Genomic DNA, 16,510 nt, shown 5'->3' with positions numbered 1-16,510 from the left:
TTCAGGCCCCGCCGGCCCGGCGGCGAGGGGATTGCAGATGTTCCGGCACATCGAGCCTGTCGGCATCCCGCAGGTCAGGGAAAAGACGGGTCCAGACCAGGGTGACGCCAAGCGCCAGCGCGCCGCCGATGACGGTTGCCTCCACCGCGCCAATGGCCGACGCCATGATGCCGGCGCGAAATTCCCCCAGTTCGTTGGAGGCGCTGACGAACAGCATGGAAACCGAGGAAACGCGGCCGCGCATTTCATCCGGCGTGTGAAGCTGGATGAGCGAGGAGCGCACATAGACCGATACCATGTCGGCAGCGCCAAGGACTGCCAGCGACCCCACGGACAGCCAGAGCGATGTGGACAGGCCGAAGACCATTGTGGCGATGGCGAAGATGCCCACGTTCACGAACATCTTCAGCCCCACCCGGCTGCCCAGCGGTTTTCGCGTGAGCCAGAGCGCAACGAGCGCCGCGCCGAAGGCAGGCGCCGCGCGAAGATAGCCGAGGCCCTGCGCGCCGACTTCGAGAATGTCGCGCGCGAAGATGGGGAGCATGGCATTGGCGCCGGCAAGGATCACGGCAAACATGTCGAGCGAGATGGCGCCGAAGACGATCTGGTTGCCACGCACATAGCGCAGCCCTTCCTTCACCGAGGCAAGGCCCGATGCGCCGCTGCTGGCCGGGCGCCTGACCGGCGGGATCAGGAAAAGGGCGACGAGCGAGGCGACGAGAAGCACGAAGGCAAGCGCATAGGGAAGCGGCGGCCGGATATCATAGGCAAGGCCGCCAAGGACCGGCCCGAGCACCGCGCCTACCTGCCAGCCGATGCTGTTCCAGGCGATTGCCGTGGGCAGGACCGGCGGCGGCACAAGATTGGGGGCAAGCGCCGACAGGGCCGGGCTTGCGAAGGCGCGGGCGACGCCAAGTGCGACCGCCACGGCGAAAAGCGGCCACAAAAGCGTGGAGCCGCTGGCCGCCAGCCAGGCAAGGGCGCTGGCGCAGCCCAGTTCCAGCGCGATCGAGGCACGAGCGATGTAGCGGCGATCGACACGGTCCGCGATCACGCCCACCACGAGCGACAGCAGGAAGACTGGCAGGAACTGCGCCAGCCCGACCAGGCCGAGCAGCAGTGCGGCTTCCCTTATGCTCATGGTGGCGCGGGCCAGATCATAGACCTGCCAGCCGATGACGATCACCATCAGCATCTGGGCAAGGGTCGAGCCCAGCTTGGCCACGAAAAAGGCCCGGAAGGCCGGGAAAGCGAAGGGCGAGGGTGGTTTTTCGTCCGGGCTGGTCACGGGTTACGCCTAGCAGGGGCTTCGGGGCTTCGGAAAGAAACTTGTTCTTTCATCCCCCCGGCTCCGGTCGCGACATCGGCCCCGCCACAGGCCCCGCCAAAGGCCTTGGCATCAGGGGGTGGCGCCGGACTCGCGCAGGCCCCCGCCAAGCGCCACATAGAGCGAGACGAGATTGTCGAGCTGGTTGCGGCGCAGGCTGAGAAGACCCTGTTCGGCGGCGAAGAGATTCCTCTCCGAATCAAGTACTTCCAGATAGTTTGCGACGCCCTCCCGGTAGCGGATACGGGCAAGGCGGGCGATCTGGCGTTGCGCCTCCGTCGCGCGGGCCTGCGCTGCCACCTGTTCGGCCAGCAGGCGGCGGCCGGCCAGCGCATCGGCGACTTCGCGGAAGGCCTGCTCGATCGACGCCTGATAGCCTTGAAGCGCGATCGTCTCACGCGCGGTCGCGGCGGCCAGCGCCCCGCGCCTGCGCCCGGAATCGAAGATCGGAAGGCTGATCGACGGCCCGAAGCTCCAGCCGAAGCCGTCGCTTCCGACCAGCCGGTCGAGATCGCTGGAGGCAAAGCCGAGATTGCCGGTCAGGCTGATCGCGGGGAAGAAGGCGGCGCGGGCTGCACCGATGTCGGCGCGGGCTGCGCGCAGCTGCTCTTCGGCGGCCATGATGTCAGGCCGGTTTATCAGCAGATCGGATGGCAGTCCTTCGGCGAAGGCGGGGCCGTGCAACTGTCTTGCAAGCGAGAGCGGCTCCGCTTCGGCGGTCGCTTCTTCCGGCAGCTCGGCTTGCGCGCTTCCCCGCAGCACGGCGAGGTAATTGGCGGTGCGCGCACGGGCCAGCCTGAGGGCTGCAAGTTCGGTTTCGGCCTGGGTCAGCAGCGCTTCGGCCTGGCGGAAATCGAGCGCCGAGGTCACGCCTGCATCCAGCCGCATCCGGGCTATGCGCAGGCCTTCTCTGCGGCTTTCGAGCGTTGCTTCTGCAAGGGCTGCCCGCTCCTCCGCCTCCAGAAGGGCGAAATAGGTGCTAGCGACATCGCGCACCAGCAAAAGCCTGAACGCACGCTCCGCTTCGACTGTGGCCAGATAGCGGGCGCGCGCAGCCTCGGAGAGGTTGCGCACCCGGCCCCAGAAATCCAGTTCGAAGCCGGTTATCCCGACCCCTATGGCGGCCCTGTCGGCCGTGACGGCGGCGGCCCCCTCCACCCCGGTCGTGGCGGCCGAGGTGCGCGTCCTGCTCGCTTCAGCGCTGGCGCCCAGTGTCGGCAGGCGGGCGGCGGATTCGATCCGGTAGAGGCCGCGCGCCTCCTCGATCCGGGCGACGGCGATGGCGAGGTCGCGGTTGCCTTCGAGGGCGGCTGCGATGTGGGCGCGCAGACGCGCATCCGCGAAAAGGTCGCGCCAGCCCAGATCCGCTGCCGGGATGGTGCCGGCAATGCGGGTCGCGGGGCCGGATGCTTCAGGGTAGCGGCCCGCCACAGGCAGATCGGGGCGCTGGTACGCCGGGGCAAGCTGGCATCCGGCAAGCAGCGCTGTTGCAAGGAGAAGTGCAGGCTTAGCGTTCATCATGATGCTCCGCCCCCTCGGCGTCTGCGGCCCTGGGCGCGCTGGTGCCACGGCCCAGCCATTGGCGGACCAGCAGGTAGAAAAGGGGGATGAAGAAGATGCCGAGCATGGTGGCGGCGAACATGCCGCCCAGCACGCCCGTGCCGACCGCGATGCGGCTGGCGGCGCCCGCGCCGCTGGCGATCACCAGCGGAACCATGCCCCCCATGAAGGCAAGCGACGTCATGATGATCGGCCGCAGGCGCAGCTTCACCGCTTCCAGCGTGGCGTCGAGCGGGGACATGCCGCGTTCTTCGGCATCGATTGCGAATTCGACGATCAATATGGCGTTCTTGGCGGCAAGCCCGATGATGGTGATGAGGCCGACATTGAAATAGACATCGGCCGAAAGCCCGCGCGCCATTGTGAACACTATGACGCCGAGCACGCCAAGCGGCACCACCAGCAGTACCGAAACCGGGATCGACCAGCTTTCATACAGCGCCGAAAGCAGCAGGAAGACCAGAATGAAGGACAGGCCAAGCAGCATGCCGATCTGGCCGCCCGCCTGCTGCTCCTCATAGGAGATTCCGGTCCATTCATGGCCGAAGCCTTCGGGAAGCGCCTCGGCCAGGCGTTCCATTTCGGCCATTGCCTCGCCGGTGGAGCGCCCGGGGGCCGCCATGCCGGAAATGGTCATGGCCGGATAGCCATTGTAGCGCTGGAGCTGCTGCGGGCCGGATGACCATTCCACCTGCGTGAAGGACCCGAAGGGCACCATTTCACCGGCGGCGTTGCGCACCTTCAGCGCCAGCACATGCTCGGGTGTCATGCGGGAGGGGGCGTCTGCCTGCAGGATCACGCGCAGGATCCGGCCATCGCGGGTGAAGTCGTTGGCGTAGGCGCTGCCGAAGGCGATGGCGAGCGTGTTGTTCACATCGCCGATGGAAAGGCCGAGCGCCCGCGCCTTCACCCGGTCGATGGTGACCTTGAGCTGCGGTGCGTCCTCCTGCCCCTCGGGTCTCACGCCTGCCAGAAGCTGGCTCTGGCTTGCGGCGCCCAGAAGCTGGTTCCGGGCATCGGCAAGGGCGGCCGGGCCTTTTCCGGCCAGATCCTTCAGCTTGAAGGTGAAGCCGCTGGCGGTGCCCAGTTCCTGGATCGAAGGCGGGTTGAGCGCAAAGACCATTGCTTCGTGGATCTGGCTGAAGCGCTCCATCGCCTGCTGCACGAGGGTGATGGAGCTGTTCTCGTCACCGGGGCGGTCTTTCCATGGAGTGAGCGCCGTGAACACGATGGCATTGCCCTGGCCCTGGCCGAAGAAGCTGAAGCCGCGGACCATGACGCTGTTGTCCACGATGTCACGATTTTCGTAGAAATCCCGCACCTGTGTCAGGGCTTCTTCCGTGCGGGCGCGTGTTGCGCCCGGCGGTGCCTGGATCACTGTGATGACCGAGCCCTGGTCTTCCATCGGCAGGAAGCCGCCGGGCAGCCGCATGAAGAGGATGAGGGTTACACCAAGCATCGCCAGGAACACCGCGAACCAGCGCAGCGGCCGGCCGAGCATGGCCGACACGACCGACTGGTAACGCCCGGTCGTGCGTTCGAACCAGAGGTTGAAGCTGTCGAAGAACCGGTCGACCATGCGCGCCAGTGCATGCGGCGCTTCTTTCTGGCCGGGTGTGTGCGGCTTCAGGAAGGTTGCGCACAGGGCCGGCGTGAGGGTGAGCGCCAGCAGCGCCGAAAAGCCGATCGAAACGATGAGCGTGACCGAGAACTGGCGGTAGATCGCCCCGGTGGAGCCGGGGAAGAAGGCCATGGGCACGAACACGGCCATCAGCACCAGCGTGATGCCGATGATGGCGGATGTGATCTGGCCCATCGCCTTCACCGTTGCGGCGCGCGGGGAGAGATGCTCCTCCGTCATGATGCGCTCGACATTCTCGATCACGACGATGGCGTCATCCACGAGGATGCCGATCGCCAGCACCATGGCGAAAAGCGACAGAACATTGATCGAAAAGCCGAACAGCCAGAGGCCAAGGCAGGCGCCCGCCAGAGCGATCGGGACGACGATGGTGGGAATGAGGGTGGCTCGCCAGTTCTGCAGGAACAGGAACATCACCAGGAAGACGAGCGCCATCGCTTCCAGCAGGGTTTTCATCACCTCGGTGATGGAGGCGTTGATGAAAGGCGTGGTATCGTAGGGGATGGTCCAGTAGATGTCTTCCGGAAAGCCCTGCGCCAGCTCCGTCAGCCGCTCGCGCACAGCTTCTGACGTGGCAAGGGCATTTGAACCGGGCATGAGCTGGATGGCAATGCCGGCGACGGGTTTTCCATCCTGCTCGGCGTTGAAAAGATAGTTCTGGGCGCCCAGTTCGACCCGGCCGACATCGCCGAGCGTCACGGCCGAACCGTCGGGGTTCGCCCTCAGGATGATGTTCTGGAACTCCTCGGGCGTGGTGAAGCGGCCCTGGGTCCGGATCACGGCGTTCAGTTCGATGTCTCCGGCCAGGGGCAGGTCACCCAGTTGGCCGCCCGGGCTCTGGCTGTTCTGTTCCTGGACGGCTGCCATCGCTTCTGCGGCAGACAGGCGGAAATAGGCCAGTTTCTGCGGGTCAAGCCAGATGCGCATGGCATAGGGCGAGGCGAACACCTGCACATTGCCCACACCCTCCACGCGGCGCAGTTCATCCACAACCCGGGCGCTGGCGAAATTGCCCAGCGCCAGCGTTTCGGTCGCCCCCGACTTCGAGGCGATGCTGACAAGCATCAGGAAGCCGGCATTGGCTTCCTGAACGGGAATGCCTTGCCGGCGCACCTGCTCCGGAAGCCGCTGTTCCACCAGCTTCAGCCGGTTCTGGACATCCATCTGCGCCTTGTCGATGTCCGTTCCCTGCCGGAAGGTCACGCTGATCGAGGCGCTGCCGTTCGAGTTGCTGGTGGAGGACATGTAGAGCAGCCCCTCCACGCCATTCAGCTCCTGCTCGATCACCTGCGTGACATTCTGTTCGAGCGTGGCGGCATCGGCGCCCGGATATGTGGCCGAAATGGTGAGGGACGGGGGCGCAACGGACGGATATTGTTCGATGGGCAGGCCCGCCAGGGCAAGGATGCCCGCAAGCGAGATGCACAGCGCGACGACCCAGGCGAAGACCGGCCTGTCTATGAAGAAACGGGGGAACATGGCCTCTCAGCCCGCCTTGCCGGTGGCCGGGGCAGGCTGTGCCGGGGACGGGTTGCCGCCATCCGGCGCGATCCGGACTGGCTGACCCGGCCGTGCCATCTGGAGGCCGGAGACGATCACCTGTTCGCCGGGTTTCAGGCCGGAGCGGATGATCCACTTGCCGCCTTCGAGCTGGCCAAGGGTCACGGGGCGCAGTTGAGCCGTGGAATCCGGGCCGACGACCATGACGCTCGCGCCTTCCTGCGCGATCCTGACGGCGCGTTGCGGCACCTTGATCGCCATTTCGCGCACGCTGCTGCGGATCCGGGCGCGAACGAACTGCCCGGGCAGGAGGAGCCGCGCGGGGTTGTCGAACTCCGCCCTGAGGGCGGCTGTTCCGGTCGCCTCGTCGATGGTGAGGTCTAGGAAGTCCAGATGGCCGATGATGCCATAGGGTGTTCCATCCTCGAAGAGCAGGTCCACTTCCACGCGGCTTATGTCCTGCAGGGGCATGCCACGTGCGGCCATGGCGCGCCGGATCGCCAGAAGGTCGGAACTGGATTGCGAGAAATTCACATAGATGGGGTTGAGCTGCTCGATGGTCGCGAGAAGCGTGCCCTGACCTGCGCTGACAAGCGCGCCTTCCGTCACGCGCGCCCGGCCCGCACGGCCGGAAATGGGGGCCGTCACGGTTGTATAGCCAAGGCTGAGGCGCGCACCTTCCACCTGGGCCTGCGCCTGTGCGACATCGGCTTCCGCGCTGCCAAGGCGGGCTACGGCTGCATCATATTCCTGTTTGCTGATCGCCTGATCTACCAGAAGCGGCTTGTAGCGATTCACATCCTGGCGGGCATTGGCGGCATTGGCGCGTGCGCGGGCAAGCGAGGCCTCGTAGGCGCTGAGGTTGGCGCGCAGTTCGCGCGGGTCGATGGCAAAAAGCGGTTGCCCCGCCCTGACATCGGTGCCTTCGCGAAACAGCCTTTTCTGGACGATCCCGTCCACCCGTGCCCGCACTTCCGCCGTGCGGATGGCCTGCACCCGGCCGGGCAGTTCCGTCACGCGCCGGAAGGGTTCCTCCTGTACGGTGACGACCTTGACGGCGGGCGCTGGCGGCGGGCCGCCTTCTTCGGCGGCACAGGCGCCGAGCGCCAAGGACAACAGAAGGGCGATTGCCACATGAAACGGACGGGCGATGGCAGGCATCTTCTGGTCTCTCACACTGTATTTCCTGTCTGACCCCGAGGGGCCCCTTGTCGAAGGGGCGCACAGGTCGAGCAATATGGCATGGAAATGATGTGTAATGCATATTACACTCGTTGTTCAAGGATAAATCCGAGTCGGAGGCGGGTTATCCTTTCTGCAGGGCAGGGAGGTACCATGAACGAAAGGGATAGCGGGAAAACCGGCGAAGGGGCCGGGCAGGGCGCCACGCCAAATGCAGCGCCAAATGCCGCGCCGGCTGAACCCATGCGGCTGAAGGAGCGCCGTCAGGCCATGCTCGATGCTGCCGAGGCGCTGTTCCTCGACAAGGGGTTCGAGGGGGCGACACTTGGCGCCATCGTGGCGCGCTCGGGAGGGTCACTTGCCACGCTCTACGAATTCTTCGGCAACAAGACGGAGTTGCTTCGGGCAGTCGTGTCGCGCTGGCAGGAAGAGGAACTGGGCGACCTCAGGAATCTCGGGGCCGCAGGGCTCGGCCCCCGCGCGATGCTTGAAATTGTGGCCGGGCGCTATCTGGCCTTCCTGCTGACGCCCAAATCCATTGCCTTTCTTCGCCTGATCATTGCGCGCTGCCTTGTCGACCCGCAATTCGGGCGCGCTCTTCATGCCGATCTGCGCCAGAAGATGCTGGACGGGCTGGCCGAGCGGTTCGCCCGCTGGAATGCCGATGGGCTTACCCGCTTCGACGACCCCATGGCGGCAGCCGAACAATATCTTGCCTGCGTGGTGGGCGAGGAGCCTGTGCTTGCTCTGCTGGGGCTGGAAACAGGAGAACCGGGCATCCGGCGCATGCGCGACCGGCTGGCGCTGTTTTTCGATTGGCATGGCCTGCGGGACGACCCTGCGTGAGTCGTCCGGCTGCCTTTTGCCGTGGACGGAACTGTTCGCCGCCATTCCGGCTACCTGACCATAGAAACTGTTTTCCCGGCATGGCTTTTCGGCGCAGAAGGCGGGATAGTCCTGCACGCCCGGGGTCGATGGCGCGCACGGAGACCTTGGGAGAGGGAATGCCATGAGGACAGGTGGAAAATACGCGGCGGCTTCGACGCTTGCGATTGTGGCTGGGCTGCTGGTGGCCGGCTGCCAGAAGCAGGATGGCGCGCCCGATGGCGCCGACGCGGCAGTCAGCGGCGATACGCTTGCGGCCAAGGGCTCTGCCGGCGCGGAATGGCTGAGCTATGGCGGCACCTATGATGAACAGCGCCATTCGCGGCTGACGAAGATCAACGCCGCGAACGTCGGAGACCTGGGGGTTGCCTGGGTCTATGAGCTGAAGACCGGCCGTGGTGTCGAGACGACACCGCTTATCGTCGATGGCGTGATGTACGCGACATCGGCATGGTCGGTCGTTCATGCGCTCGATGCGCGCACCGGCAAGGAACTGTGGGTCTATGATCCGGGCGCCGACAAGGCCGTGGGCGTCGATGCCTGCTGCGACGTGGTGAACCGGGGCGTTGCCTATCATGACGGCAAGATCTACCTCGGCGTGATCGATGGCCGCCTCGAGGCGATTGACGCAAAGACGGGCAAGGTCGCCTGGAGCGTGCAGACCGTCGACCGCTCGAAGCCCTATACCGTCACTGGCGCGCCGCGCGTGGTGAAGGGCAAGGTGCTGATTGGCAATGGCGGCGCGGAACTGGGCGTGCGTGGCTATCTGTCCGCCTATGATGCGAACACCGGCGCCCTTGCCTGGCGTTTCTACACCGTGCCCAACCCCGAGATGAAGCCGGATGGCGCTGCCTCTGACGCGATTTTCGCGAAGCTCGGCAACGGCACCTGGGGCAAGACCGGCGCATGGACGCGTGATGGCGGCGGCGGCACCGTGTGGGATTCCATCGTCTATGACGAGGTGAACGACCAGATCGTCTTCGGCGTGGGGAATGGTTCCCCCTGGAACGCGCGCCTGCGCGACCCTGATTCCGAAGGCGACAACCTCTTCCTGTCCTCCATCGTGGCCGTCGATGCCGACACCGGCACTTACAAATGGCATTATCAGACCACCCCGCGCGAGAACTGGGACTATACCGCGACCCAGACCATCATCCTCGCCAACCTGCCGCTGGGCGAGGGCGGCGCGCCGCGCCGGGTGGTCATGCAGGCGCCCAAGAACGGCTTCTTCTATGTGCTCGATGCAAAGAGCGGCCAGTTCCTCTCGGGCAAGGCCTATGTGCCGATGAACTGGGCGACTGGCCTCGATGAAAAGGGCCGCCCGATCGAGACGAAGGAAGCCCGCTACGAGAATCAGGCGCATCTGCAGTCGCCAGGGCCGCTTGGCGGGCACAACTGGCACCCGATGGCCTTCAACCCGGATCTTGGCCTCGCCTATATTCCGGCCCAGGAAATTCCGCAGGCCTATGAGAATGACACGCGGTTCACGTCGACGCCGGTTCGCTGGAACACGGGCATCGCCTTTGAAGCGGGCCTTCCGCTCGATCCGCCGCCCGGAACGATGAAGGCCCTGCGCGCGACGCTGAAGGGGCGACTCATCGCCTGGGATCCGGTCAAGCAGGAACCGCGCTGGAAGGTCGAGCATGACGGCCCCTGGAACGGCGGCATTCTCTCGACGGCTGGCGGCCTTGTCTTCCAGGGCACCTTGAAGGGCGACTTCACCGCCTATGATGCCGCCAATGGCAGCAAGCTGTGGAGCATGAACCTGAAGTCGGGTGTGGCCGCACCCGCCGTTACCTATGAGCTGGATGGCGAGCAATATGTGACCGTGGCGACCGGCTGGGGGTCCGCCTTCCTGCTGGCGGCCGGTTATGCCGTGGAATCGCCCGTTCCCCCGGCGCTGGGCAAGGTCATCACCTTCAAGCTGGGCGCCAAGGGCAGCGTTCCCGAGCCTGATGCGATCCCGATCGAGAAGAAGCCGCAGACCGCCCAGTTCGGCAATGCGAAGATGTGGGAAGCCGGCCTTGTCGCCTATTCCCGCAACTGCATGGTCTGCCATGGTCCGTTCGGTGTCAGTTCGGGTGTCCTGCCCGATCTGCGCTGGTCGCCGCTGACGGCGGACCAGGAAGCCTGGGACGATGTCGTGATCAACGGTTCGCGGGCATCGGCCGGCATGGTGGATTTCGCCAAGCAGCTGCGCCCGGGCGAATCCGAAGCCATTCGCGCCTATATCGTGCGCATGGCCCACAATCCGGCGAGCTGAAGCCTGGCATGCCGCCCCGGTATCCGGGGCGGCACTTGCCGCAGACGCAAACCCGGCAGCAGCCTGAAAAAGGAAGGGCGCGGCTCCATGAAGGAAGCCGCGCCCTTTTTCATTCCTGTTTCTTGCCGGCCCGAACCCGGGGCGGATCAGCGGTTAGAGAGGATCTTCGCGAGTTCAGGCGGCGCATGGCGGCTGTAATCGGCATCGATTTCAGCCATCAGCTTCTGGCGCACGCCATTGTCCAGATTCTTGCGGATGATGCCCAGTGTCTTGGGGTCGGCGATCAGAATCAGTTTCTCGCCTTCCGAAACAAGGGCCTTGACACGATCCGCCGCATCTTCGGCAAATTGCGCTTCGGCCTTGTCGTGCGGGTCGGGCATGTCCATCGCGCTGCGGCGCGTGCCGAAGCTCTGGAAGCTGCGGCCGGGTGCATCGGCCCCCATTTCAGCCGCATTCGGGAGTTTCTGCTCCACGGCCTTCACCGCCGAAAGCTCTGGGTCGTTGGCGGTGCCCTGGTTGCGGTAAAGGATGAGTTTGGCGCCATCGGTCACCAGAATCAGGGTGTTGGTGGGAATAAGCATTTAAGTCTCCCTGCTTGATGCTTGAAAACTGATTTCAGGCGCTTTCGACGAAGCTGTCGAGTACCATTTTCGTGCCGGCCTGATCGAATTCGATTTCGAGCTTGTTGCCATCCTGGCCTTTCACCGTGCCCATTCCGAATTTCGCATGAAAGACACGGGCGCCGGGTGCGATGTCCGTGCGGGCCGGGCCGCCCACGGTACTGCTGATGGCGCGGCCCTCGATGACGCGCTTCGGTTTCAGCCCGCCGCGCTGGGAGGCGCGCTCCCAGCCGGGGCCACGGCTCGTTCCGCGCGCGACATCGGCGAAAGGGTCCCGCTCGTCCAGCGCCGCCCGCCACAGGCTTGCACCGCCCGAAAGCGTTGTCGTGCGCTCGACATGGGGTTCGGGCAGTTCGTCGAGGAAGCGCGAGGGGATAGCCGAGGTCCACTGGCCATAGACGCGCCTGTTGGCGGCGTGGAGAATGGTTGCGCGCCGCCGCGCGCGGGTGATCCCGACATAGGCGAGCCTGCGTTCTTCCTCGAGGGCGGCGGCGCCATTCTCGTCCAGCGCGCGTTGCGAGGGGAAAAGCCCTTCCTCCCAGCCGGGCAGGAAGACATGGTCGAACTCCAGGCCCTTGGCGGCATGGAGGGTCATCATGGTCACTTTCGCATCGGTGTCGGCACGATCATTCTCCATCACCAGCGCGACATGCTCCAGAAAGGCTGACAGCGTGTCGAATGCCTCCAGCGCGCGCACAAGTTCGGAGAGATTGTCGATCCGGGCCGTGGCATCGGCCGAACGATCCTTTTCGAGCATTTCGATATAGCCCGATTCCTCCAGGATCATCTGGACGAGCGCACCGGGTTCGAGGCTGGTCGCCTGATCACGCCAGCGCCTGAGATTGGTAAGGAAAGAGGCAAGCGCGCGCCGCGCGGCGGGGGGCAGCTCGTCCGTTTCGGCAAGCGCCTGGGCGGCGGCCGGAAGGGTGAGGTCGGCGGCGCGGGCATGGGTGGCGATACGGGCCTGGGCCTTGTCGCCGAGGCCGCGTCTGGGGGTGTTGACGATCCGCTCGAAGGCAAGCGCATCGTCTGCCTGGGACACGAGCCGCAGATAGGCGAGGGCGTCGCGGATTTCGGCGCGCTCGTAGAAGCGGAAACCCCCGACGATCCGATAGGGCAGGCCGATGCCGATGAAGCGGTCCTCGAACTCGCGGGTCTGGAAGGAGGCGCGAACGAGAATGGCGATTTCCGAAGGCGAAACGCCTTCACGCAGCAGCCTTTCGATCCTGTCACCGACAAGGCGGGCTTCCTCCGGCCCGTCCCAGACGCCGGTGACATTCACTTTCTCGCCGTGGCTTGCCTCGGTCCACAGGGTCTTGCCCAGGCGGCCGCGATTGTGGGCAATCACATGCGAGGCGGCAGCGAGGATGTGGGGCGTGGAGCGGTAATTCTGCTCCAGCCGGATGACACGGGCGCCGGGAAAATCCTGCTCGAACCGGAGGATGTTCGCGACTTCCGCGCCGCGCCAGGAATAGATCGACTGGTCGTCATCCCCGACGCAGCAGATATTGCCCTGGCCGCCAAGGGATTTTGCCGCCAGAAGGGTCAGCCAGCGATACTGGGCGGCGTTGGTATCCTGATATTCATCGACCAGCACATGCCGGAACCGGCGCTGCCAGTCTTCCAGCACATCGGGGTGAGCCTCGAAGATCCGGATCATGTGCAGCAGCAGGTCACCGAAATCGGCGGCGTTGAGGGCAAGAAGCTCCGCCTGGTAGCGGGCATAGAGTTCCGCGCCGCGCCCGTCTGCGAAAGCGAAGGATTCGCCCGCCGGCACGGCATCCGGCGTCTGGCCCCGGTTCTTCCAGCGGTCGATCAGGCCCGAAAGCTGGCGCGCCGGCCAGCGTTTTTCTTCGAGGCCAGCATCGAGGATGATCCGCTTCAGCAGCCTCTGCACGTCATCACTGTCGAGAATGGTGAAATTCGGGCGCAGCCCGGCAAGCTCGGCATGCTGGCGCAGCATGCGCGCGGCGATGGAATGGAAGGTGCCGACGAAAGGCAGGCCCTCGGCCGCAGGCCCCAGCATGGCCATCAGCCTGTGGCGCATTTCGGCAGCCGCCTTGTTGGTGAAGGTGACGGCGAGAATCTGCGAGGGCCAGGCTAGCCGCTGCGACAGGATCTGCGCCAGCCGCGCAGTGAGCGCACGTGTCTTGCCCGTTCCTGCGCCCGCCAGCACGAGCACTGGCCCTTCCAGCAGGGTTGCCGCCTCGCGTTGCGGAGCGTTCAGGCCCTTGAGCCAGGGCGGGTCATTATCGGGGAGCTGCGGCATGGAACTGGAACAGATAGCGAACTCAGCTGGCAGGGCGCAACCCCGGCGGTGCATCCCCAGCGGCGCTTTCCGATGTGCTTTCTGCCACGCTATCTGCCGTATCGCCTTCGACGACAGGCAATTCCCCGGCGGGGCGCAGAAGCCAGAGCCGCGCCTTTCCGACGACACGATCCGCTGCCACGATGAAACCGGGTGGCGAAACTTCTTCTGCGCGGCCCGTTTCAACCGTGATCCAGCTGTGGGGGGCAATCCAGCCCTGCGCCCTTGCCGAGGGAAGGGCGGCTGACGCCAGCCCTTCGCCATAGGGAGGGTCCAGGAAGAGGATGTCCGCAGCAGACGGGGCAGGGGGAAGATGGGTCGCATCCTGCCCGGCAAGGCGCGCCTTTGCGCCGAGCTTCCGGATATTGGCTTCGATCGCCCGCCTGGCTGCGGCATTGCGTTCCACCAGGAAGGCGCGTTCGGCCCCGCGCGACAGCGCTTCGAGCGCGAGCGCGCCGGACCCTGCGAAAAGGTCGAGTATGGTCAGGCCCTCGAAGCTGCCGAGGCGGCTTTGCAGCATGGAAAAGAGCGTTTCGCGCGCGCGGTCCGCAGTCGGGCGGGTGGTATCGCCTGCTGCGGTTTCAAGCGGGCGGGAACGCCACTGCCCGGCAATGATCCGCATGGTCAGGCGCCCGTGGTGGGGCGTGCCGCACTGGCCCTGCGGCCAAGCTGGCGCTTCAGGCCGGTGATTGCCCCCGATGGCGCCTCGACCACGCCGCGAACGGGAATGTCGGCAAGGGTGAAGGGGCCATAGGCGGTGCGGATCAGGCGGCTGACCTTCAGCCCCATGGCTTCGCACAGCCGCCTGACTTCGCGGTTCTTGCCTTCGGTGAGCGTCATGGTGAGCCAGATGTTGGCGCCGCCGGCGTTTGCCCGGCGATCGACCGATGCATCGACCGGCCCATAGCGCACGCCATCGAGTGTGACGCCAAGCGCCAGTGCTTCGAGATCCTGCTGGCGGACCTGGCCCATGGCCCGCACGCGATAGGTGCGCGGCACGGCATTGGCCGGCAGTTCGAGCGCGCGCTTCAGCTCGCCATCGTTGGTGAGCAGCAGCAGGCCTTCGGTGTTGAGGTCGAGACGGCCCACCGGAACCAGCCGCGGCAGCCCTTCGGGCAAGACGTCATAGATGGTCGGCCGGCCGCCCGGATCCCGTGCCGCCGTCAAGACGCCGGAGGGCTTGTGGAACAGGAAGATCCGGGTCGACTGCGCTTCGGCCACGGGCTTTCCGTCCACCGTCACCTCGGCAAGGCTGGTGAGGATGGTGGCCGGTGTGTCGAGCGGCTTGCCGGCAATTGCAACCCGCCCTTCGGCAATCATGCGCTCGGTGTCGCGGCGCGAGCCGACACCGGCCCGGGCCAGCAGCTTGGCGATCCGTTCGCCCTTTCCACCACCCCCACCAGAAGCGGAATGCGCGCCGGCGCTGACAGCCGTTCGGGCTGCCCGGCGACCGCCGGGCGCGCGGGCCTGCGGCCTGTCCGCAGCGGTTCCTGCCTCGGCAGTTCTTGGTGGGGCCTTGCGGGGGCCGCCCGGTCTGGCTGGGCCGTCTGCCCTGCGGATTCCACCCGGGGTGCGGCTTCCGCCCGGGGTGCGGGGGCCTGACGGCGGGCGGGGCGGGCGGCGTTCAGCCATCGGTTTTTGTCTCCGAAACGGGGACCCCGATTTCGGATTTCGAGGTGCGGATGGTGAGGGACGTCTTGACGCTGGCGACGTTGGGCGCGCTCGTCAGCTGGCCGGTGAGAAAGGCCTGGAAGCTCGGCAGGTCACGCGCGACGACCTTGAGGATGAAGTCGATCTCGCCGTTGAGCATGTGGCATTCGCGAACCTGCGGCAGGCGCGATACATGCTCCTCGAAGGCGCGCAGGTCTGCTTCCGCCTGGCTCTTCAGGCTGACCATGGCAAAAACCGTGATCGGCCAGCCCAGCGCCTCTGGCGAGAGATTGGCGTGATAGCCCTTGATGATCCGCGATTCCTCCAGCGCGCGCACCCGCCGCAGACAGGGCGGCGCGGTCAGGCCGACACGGGCGGCCAGATCGACATTGGTGATGCGGCCGTCGGCCTGAAGGGTGGCGAGAATCTCGCGGTCGATCTGGTCGATCTGGTGGGCACGGCTCATGCGGAAACGGGGCTCATGGCAAAACGGGATGGGTCCGATATGGCCCTTCCACATAAGATTATTGCGCAGGAGCGCAAGCGATCTTCGCCCAGCCTGCCCGGCAGGCCTGTTGCACCTCCGGGCAGTGCCGCCTAAGTCTCGGCCGGAAAGGATCATCCATGACGGACTTGCGGCGCACGAGGCTTCTCATCATCGGTTCCGGGCCGGCCGGCTATACGGCGGCTGTCTATGGTGCGCGCGCTGCGCTCAACCCCGTGCTGGTGGAAGGGCTGCAGCCCGGTGGCCAGCTGACGATCACCACCGATGTCGAGAACTGGCCCGGCGAAACCGCCATCATGGGCCCCGAGCTGATGGCGAAGATGCGCGCACAGGCCGAGCATCTGGGCGTCGATCTTGTGTCCGACATCATCGTCGATGTCGATTTCTCGCGCCGCCCGTTCCGCTGCACGGCCGACAGCGGCATGGTTTTCGAAGCCGACAGCGTCATCATCGCGACGGGCGCGCAGGCGCGCTGGCTTGGCCTGGACTCCGAAACGAAGCTGCGCGGCAAGGGCGTTTCCGCCTGCGCCACCTGCGACGGCTTCTTCTTCCGCGGCAAGCATGTCGCCGTTGTGGGCGGCGGCAATTCCGCTGTCGAGGAAGCGCTTTTCCTCACCAATTTCGCCAGCAAGGTGACTCTCATTCACCGCCGGGACACGCTGCGGGCCGACAAGATCAACCAGAAGCGCCTGCTGGAAAACCCGAAGGTCGTGCCTGTCTGGAACGCGACGGTCGCCGATGTCATCGGCTCCGATTCGGTGACGGGCCTTGTGCTGGAAGACACGCGGACCGGCCAGAAGAGCGAAATGGCGGTCGACGGGCTGTTCATTGCCATCGGCCATGACCCCGCCACCGCGCTGTTCCGTGGCAAGCTGGACATGGATCCGGAAGGCTATCTGCTCACGGCCCCGGATTCGACCGCGACCAGCGTGCCGGGCGTGTTCGCCGCCGGCGACGTGAAGGACAAGACCTATCGCCAGGCCGTGACGGCGGCCGGCATGGGCTGCATGGCGGCGCTGGAAGCCGAGCGTTTCCTTGGCCATGCATCGGCGGCCGGTTCGGCCTGAT

12 protein-coding genes are annotated in these 16,510 nt (G+C 65.7%); 3 read left to right on the top strand and 9 right to left on the bottom strand.

The genetic code is table 11. The features are described from left to right. Position 1: 1 nt before the first annotated feature. The 4 genes from ACUJ46_RS06945 to ACUJ46_RS06930 all read right to left on the bottom strand — a co-directional run bounded on the left by ACUJ46_RS06945 (position 2) and on the right by ACUJ46_RS06930 (position 7,205). On the bottom strand, positions 2–1,288 hold the full coding sequence (locus ACUJ46_RS06945; RefSeq protein WP_445389740.1) for an MFS transporter: 1,287 nt from the start codon (positions 1,286–1,288) through the stop codon (positions 2–4). A gap of 111 nt (positions 1,289–1,399) precedes the next feature. Further along, on the bottom strand, positions 1,400–2,848 hold the full coding sequence (locus ACUJ46_RS06940; RefSeq protein ID WP_445389739.1) for an efflux transporter outer membrane subunit: 1,449 nt from the start codon (positions 2,846–2,848) through the stop codon (positions 1,400–1,402). Further along, a complete protein-coding gene (locus ACUJ46_RS06935) occupies positions 2,835–6,008 on the bottom strand; it encodes a multidrug efflux RND transporter permease subunit (RefSeq protein ID WP_445389738.1) in 3,174 nt (1,057 codons plus the stop codon). The genes ACUJ46_RS06940 and ACUJ46_RS06935 overlap by 14 nt, the downstream gene beginning before the upstream one ends. A 6-nt stretch (positions 6,009–6,014) precedes the next feature. Then, positions 6,015–7,205, bottom strand: coding sequence for an efflux RND transporter periplasmic adaptor subunit (locus ACUJ46_RS06930; protein WP_445389737.1), 1,191 nt, complete (start codon positions 7,203–7,205; stop codon positions 6,015–6,017). 159 nt (positions 7,206–7,364) lie between these two features. On the opposite strand from ACUJ46_RS06930, the gene ACUJ46_RS06925 reads away from it, so the two are divergent. Together ACUJ46_RS06925 and ACUJ46_RS06920 are read left to right on the top strand one after the other, a co-directional pair. Then, positions 7,365–8,057 carry a TetR/AcrR family transcriptional regulator gene (locus ACUJ46_RS06925; protein ID WP_445389736.1) on the top strand — a complete coding sequence of 231 codons (693 nt, stop codon included), beginning with the start codon at positions 7,365–7,367 and terminating at the stop codon, positions 8,055–8,057. Between the two features lie 163 nt (positions 8,058–8,220). Beyond that, positions 8,221–10,359 carry a PQQ-dependent dehydrogenase, methanol/ethanol family gene (locus ACUJ46_RS06920; protein ID WP_445389735.1) on the top strand — a complete coding sequence of 713 codons (2,139 nt, stop codon included), beginning with the start codon at positions 8,221–8,223 and terminating at the stop codon, positions 10,357–10,359. Positions 10,360–10,505: 146 nt separating this feature from the next. Here ACUJ46_RS06920 and ACUJ46_RS06915 read toward each other — a convergent pair whose 3' ends face one another. From ACUJ46_RS06915 to ACUJ46_RS06895, 5 genes are read right to left on the bottom strand one after another with little or no spacing between them, the layout of a single operon-like run. Then, positions 10,506–10,940: a host attachment family protein gene (locus tag ACUJ46_RS06915; RefSeq protein ID WP_445389734.1), complete on the bottom strand. Its 435-nt coding sequence runs from the start codon at positions 10,938–10,940 to the stop codon at positions 10,506–10,508. Positions 10,941–10,974: 34 nt separating this feature from the next. Then, complete coding sequence (locus ACUJ46_RS06910) at positions 10,975–13,248, bottom strand: ATP-dependent helicase (protein ID WP_445389733.1); 2,274 nt, start codon at positions 13,246–13,248, stop codon at positions 10,975–10,977. Between the two features lie 22 nt (positions 13,249–13,270). Beyond that, positions 13,271–13,909 carry a 16S rRNA (guanine(966)-N(2))-methyltransferase RsmD gene (gene rsmD / locus ACUJ46_RS06905; RefSeq protein ID WP_445389732.1) on the bottom strand — a complete coding sequence of 213 codons (639 nt, stop codon included), beginning with the start codon at positions 13,907–13,909 and terminating at the stop codon, positions 13,271–13,273. Positions 13,910–13,911: 2 nt separating this feature from the next. Then, positions 13,912–14,919, bottom strand: a complete 1,008-nt coding sequence (locus tag ACUJ46_RS06900) for a pseudouridine synthase (protein ID WP_445389731.1) — start codon at positions 14,917–14,919, stop codon at positions 13,912–13,914. Beyond that, the gene (locus ACUJ46_RS06895; RefSeq protein ID WP_445389730.1) at positions 14,912–15,403 is read right to left on the bottom strand and encodes an Lrp/AsnC family transcriptional regulator; all 492 of its coding nucleotides are present in this window, start codon (positions 15,401–15,403) and stop codon (positions 14,912–14,914) included. The genes ACUJ46_RS06900 and ACUJ46_RS06895 overlap by 8 nt, the downstream gene beginning before the upstream one ends. A 158-nt stretch (positions 15,404–15,561) precedes the next feature. Between ACUJ46_RS06895 and trxB the strand changes: the two genes are divergently transcribed. Beyond that, positions 15,562–16,509, top strand: a complete 948-nt coding sequence (gene trxB / locus ACUJ46_RS06890) for a thioredoxin-disulfide reductase (protein WP_445389729.1) — start codon at positions 15,562–15,564, stop codon at positions 16,507–16,509. Position 16,510: the final 1 nt, after the last annotated feature.

The organism is Sandaracinobacteroides sp. A072, assembly GCF_052616365.1.
The sequence above is the reverse complement of the archived record's forward strand: the minus strand, read 5'-3'. Positions and strand labels throughout refer to the sequence as shown.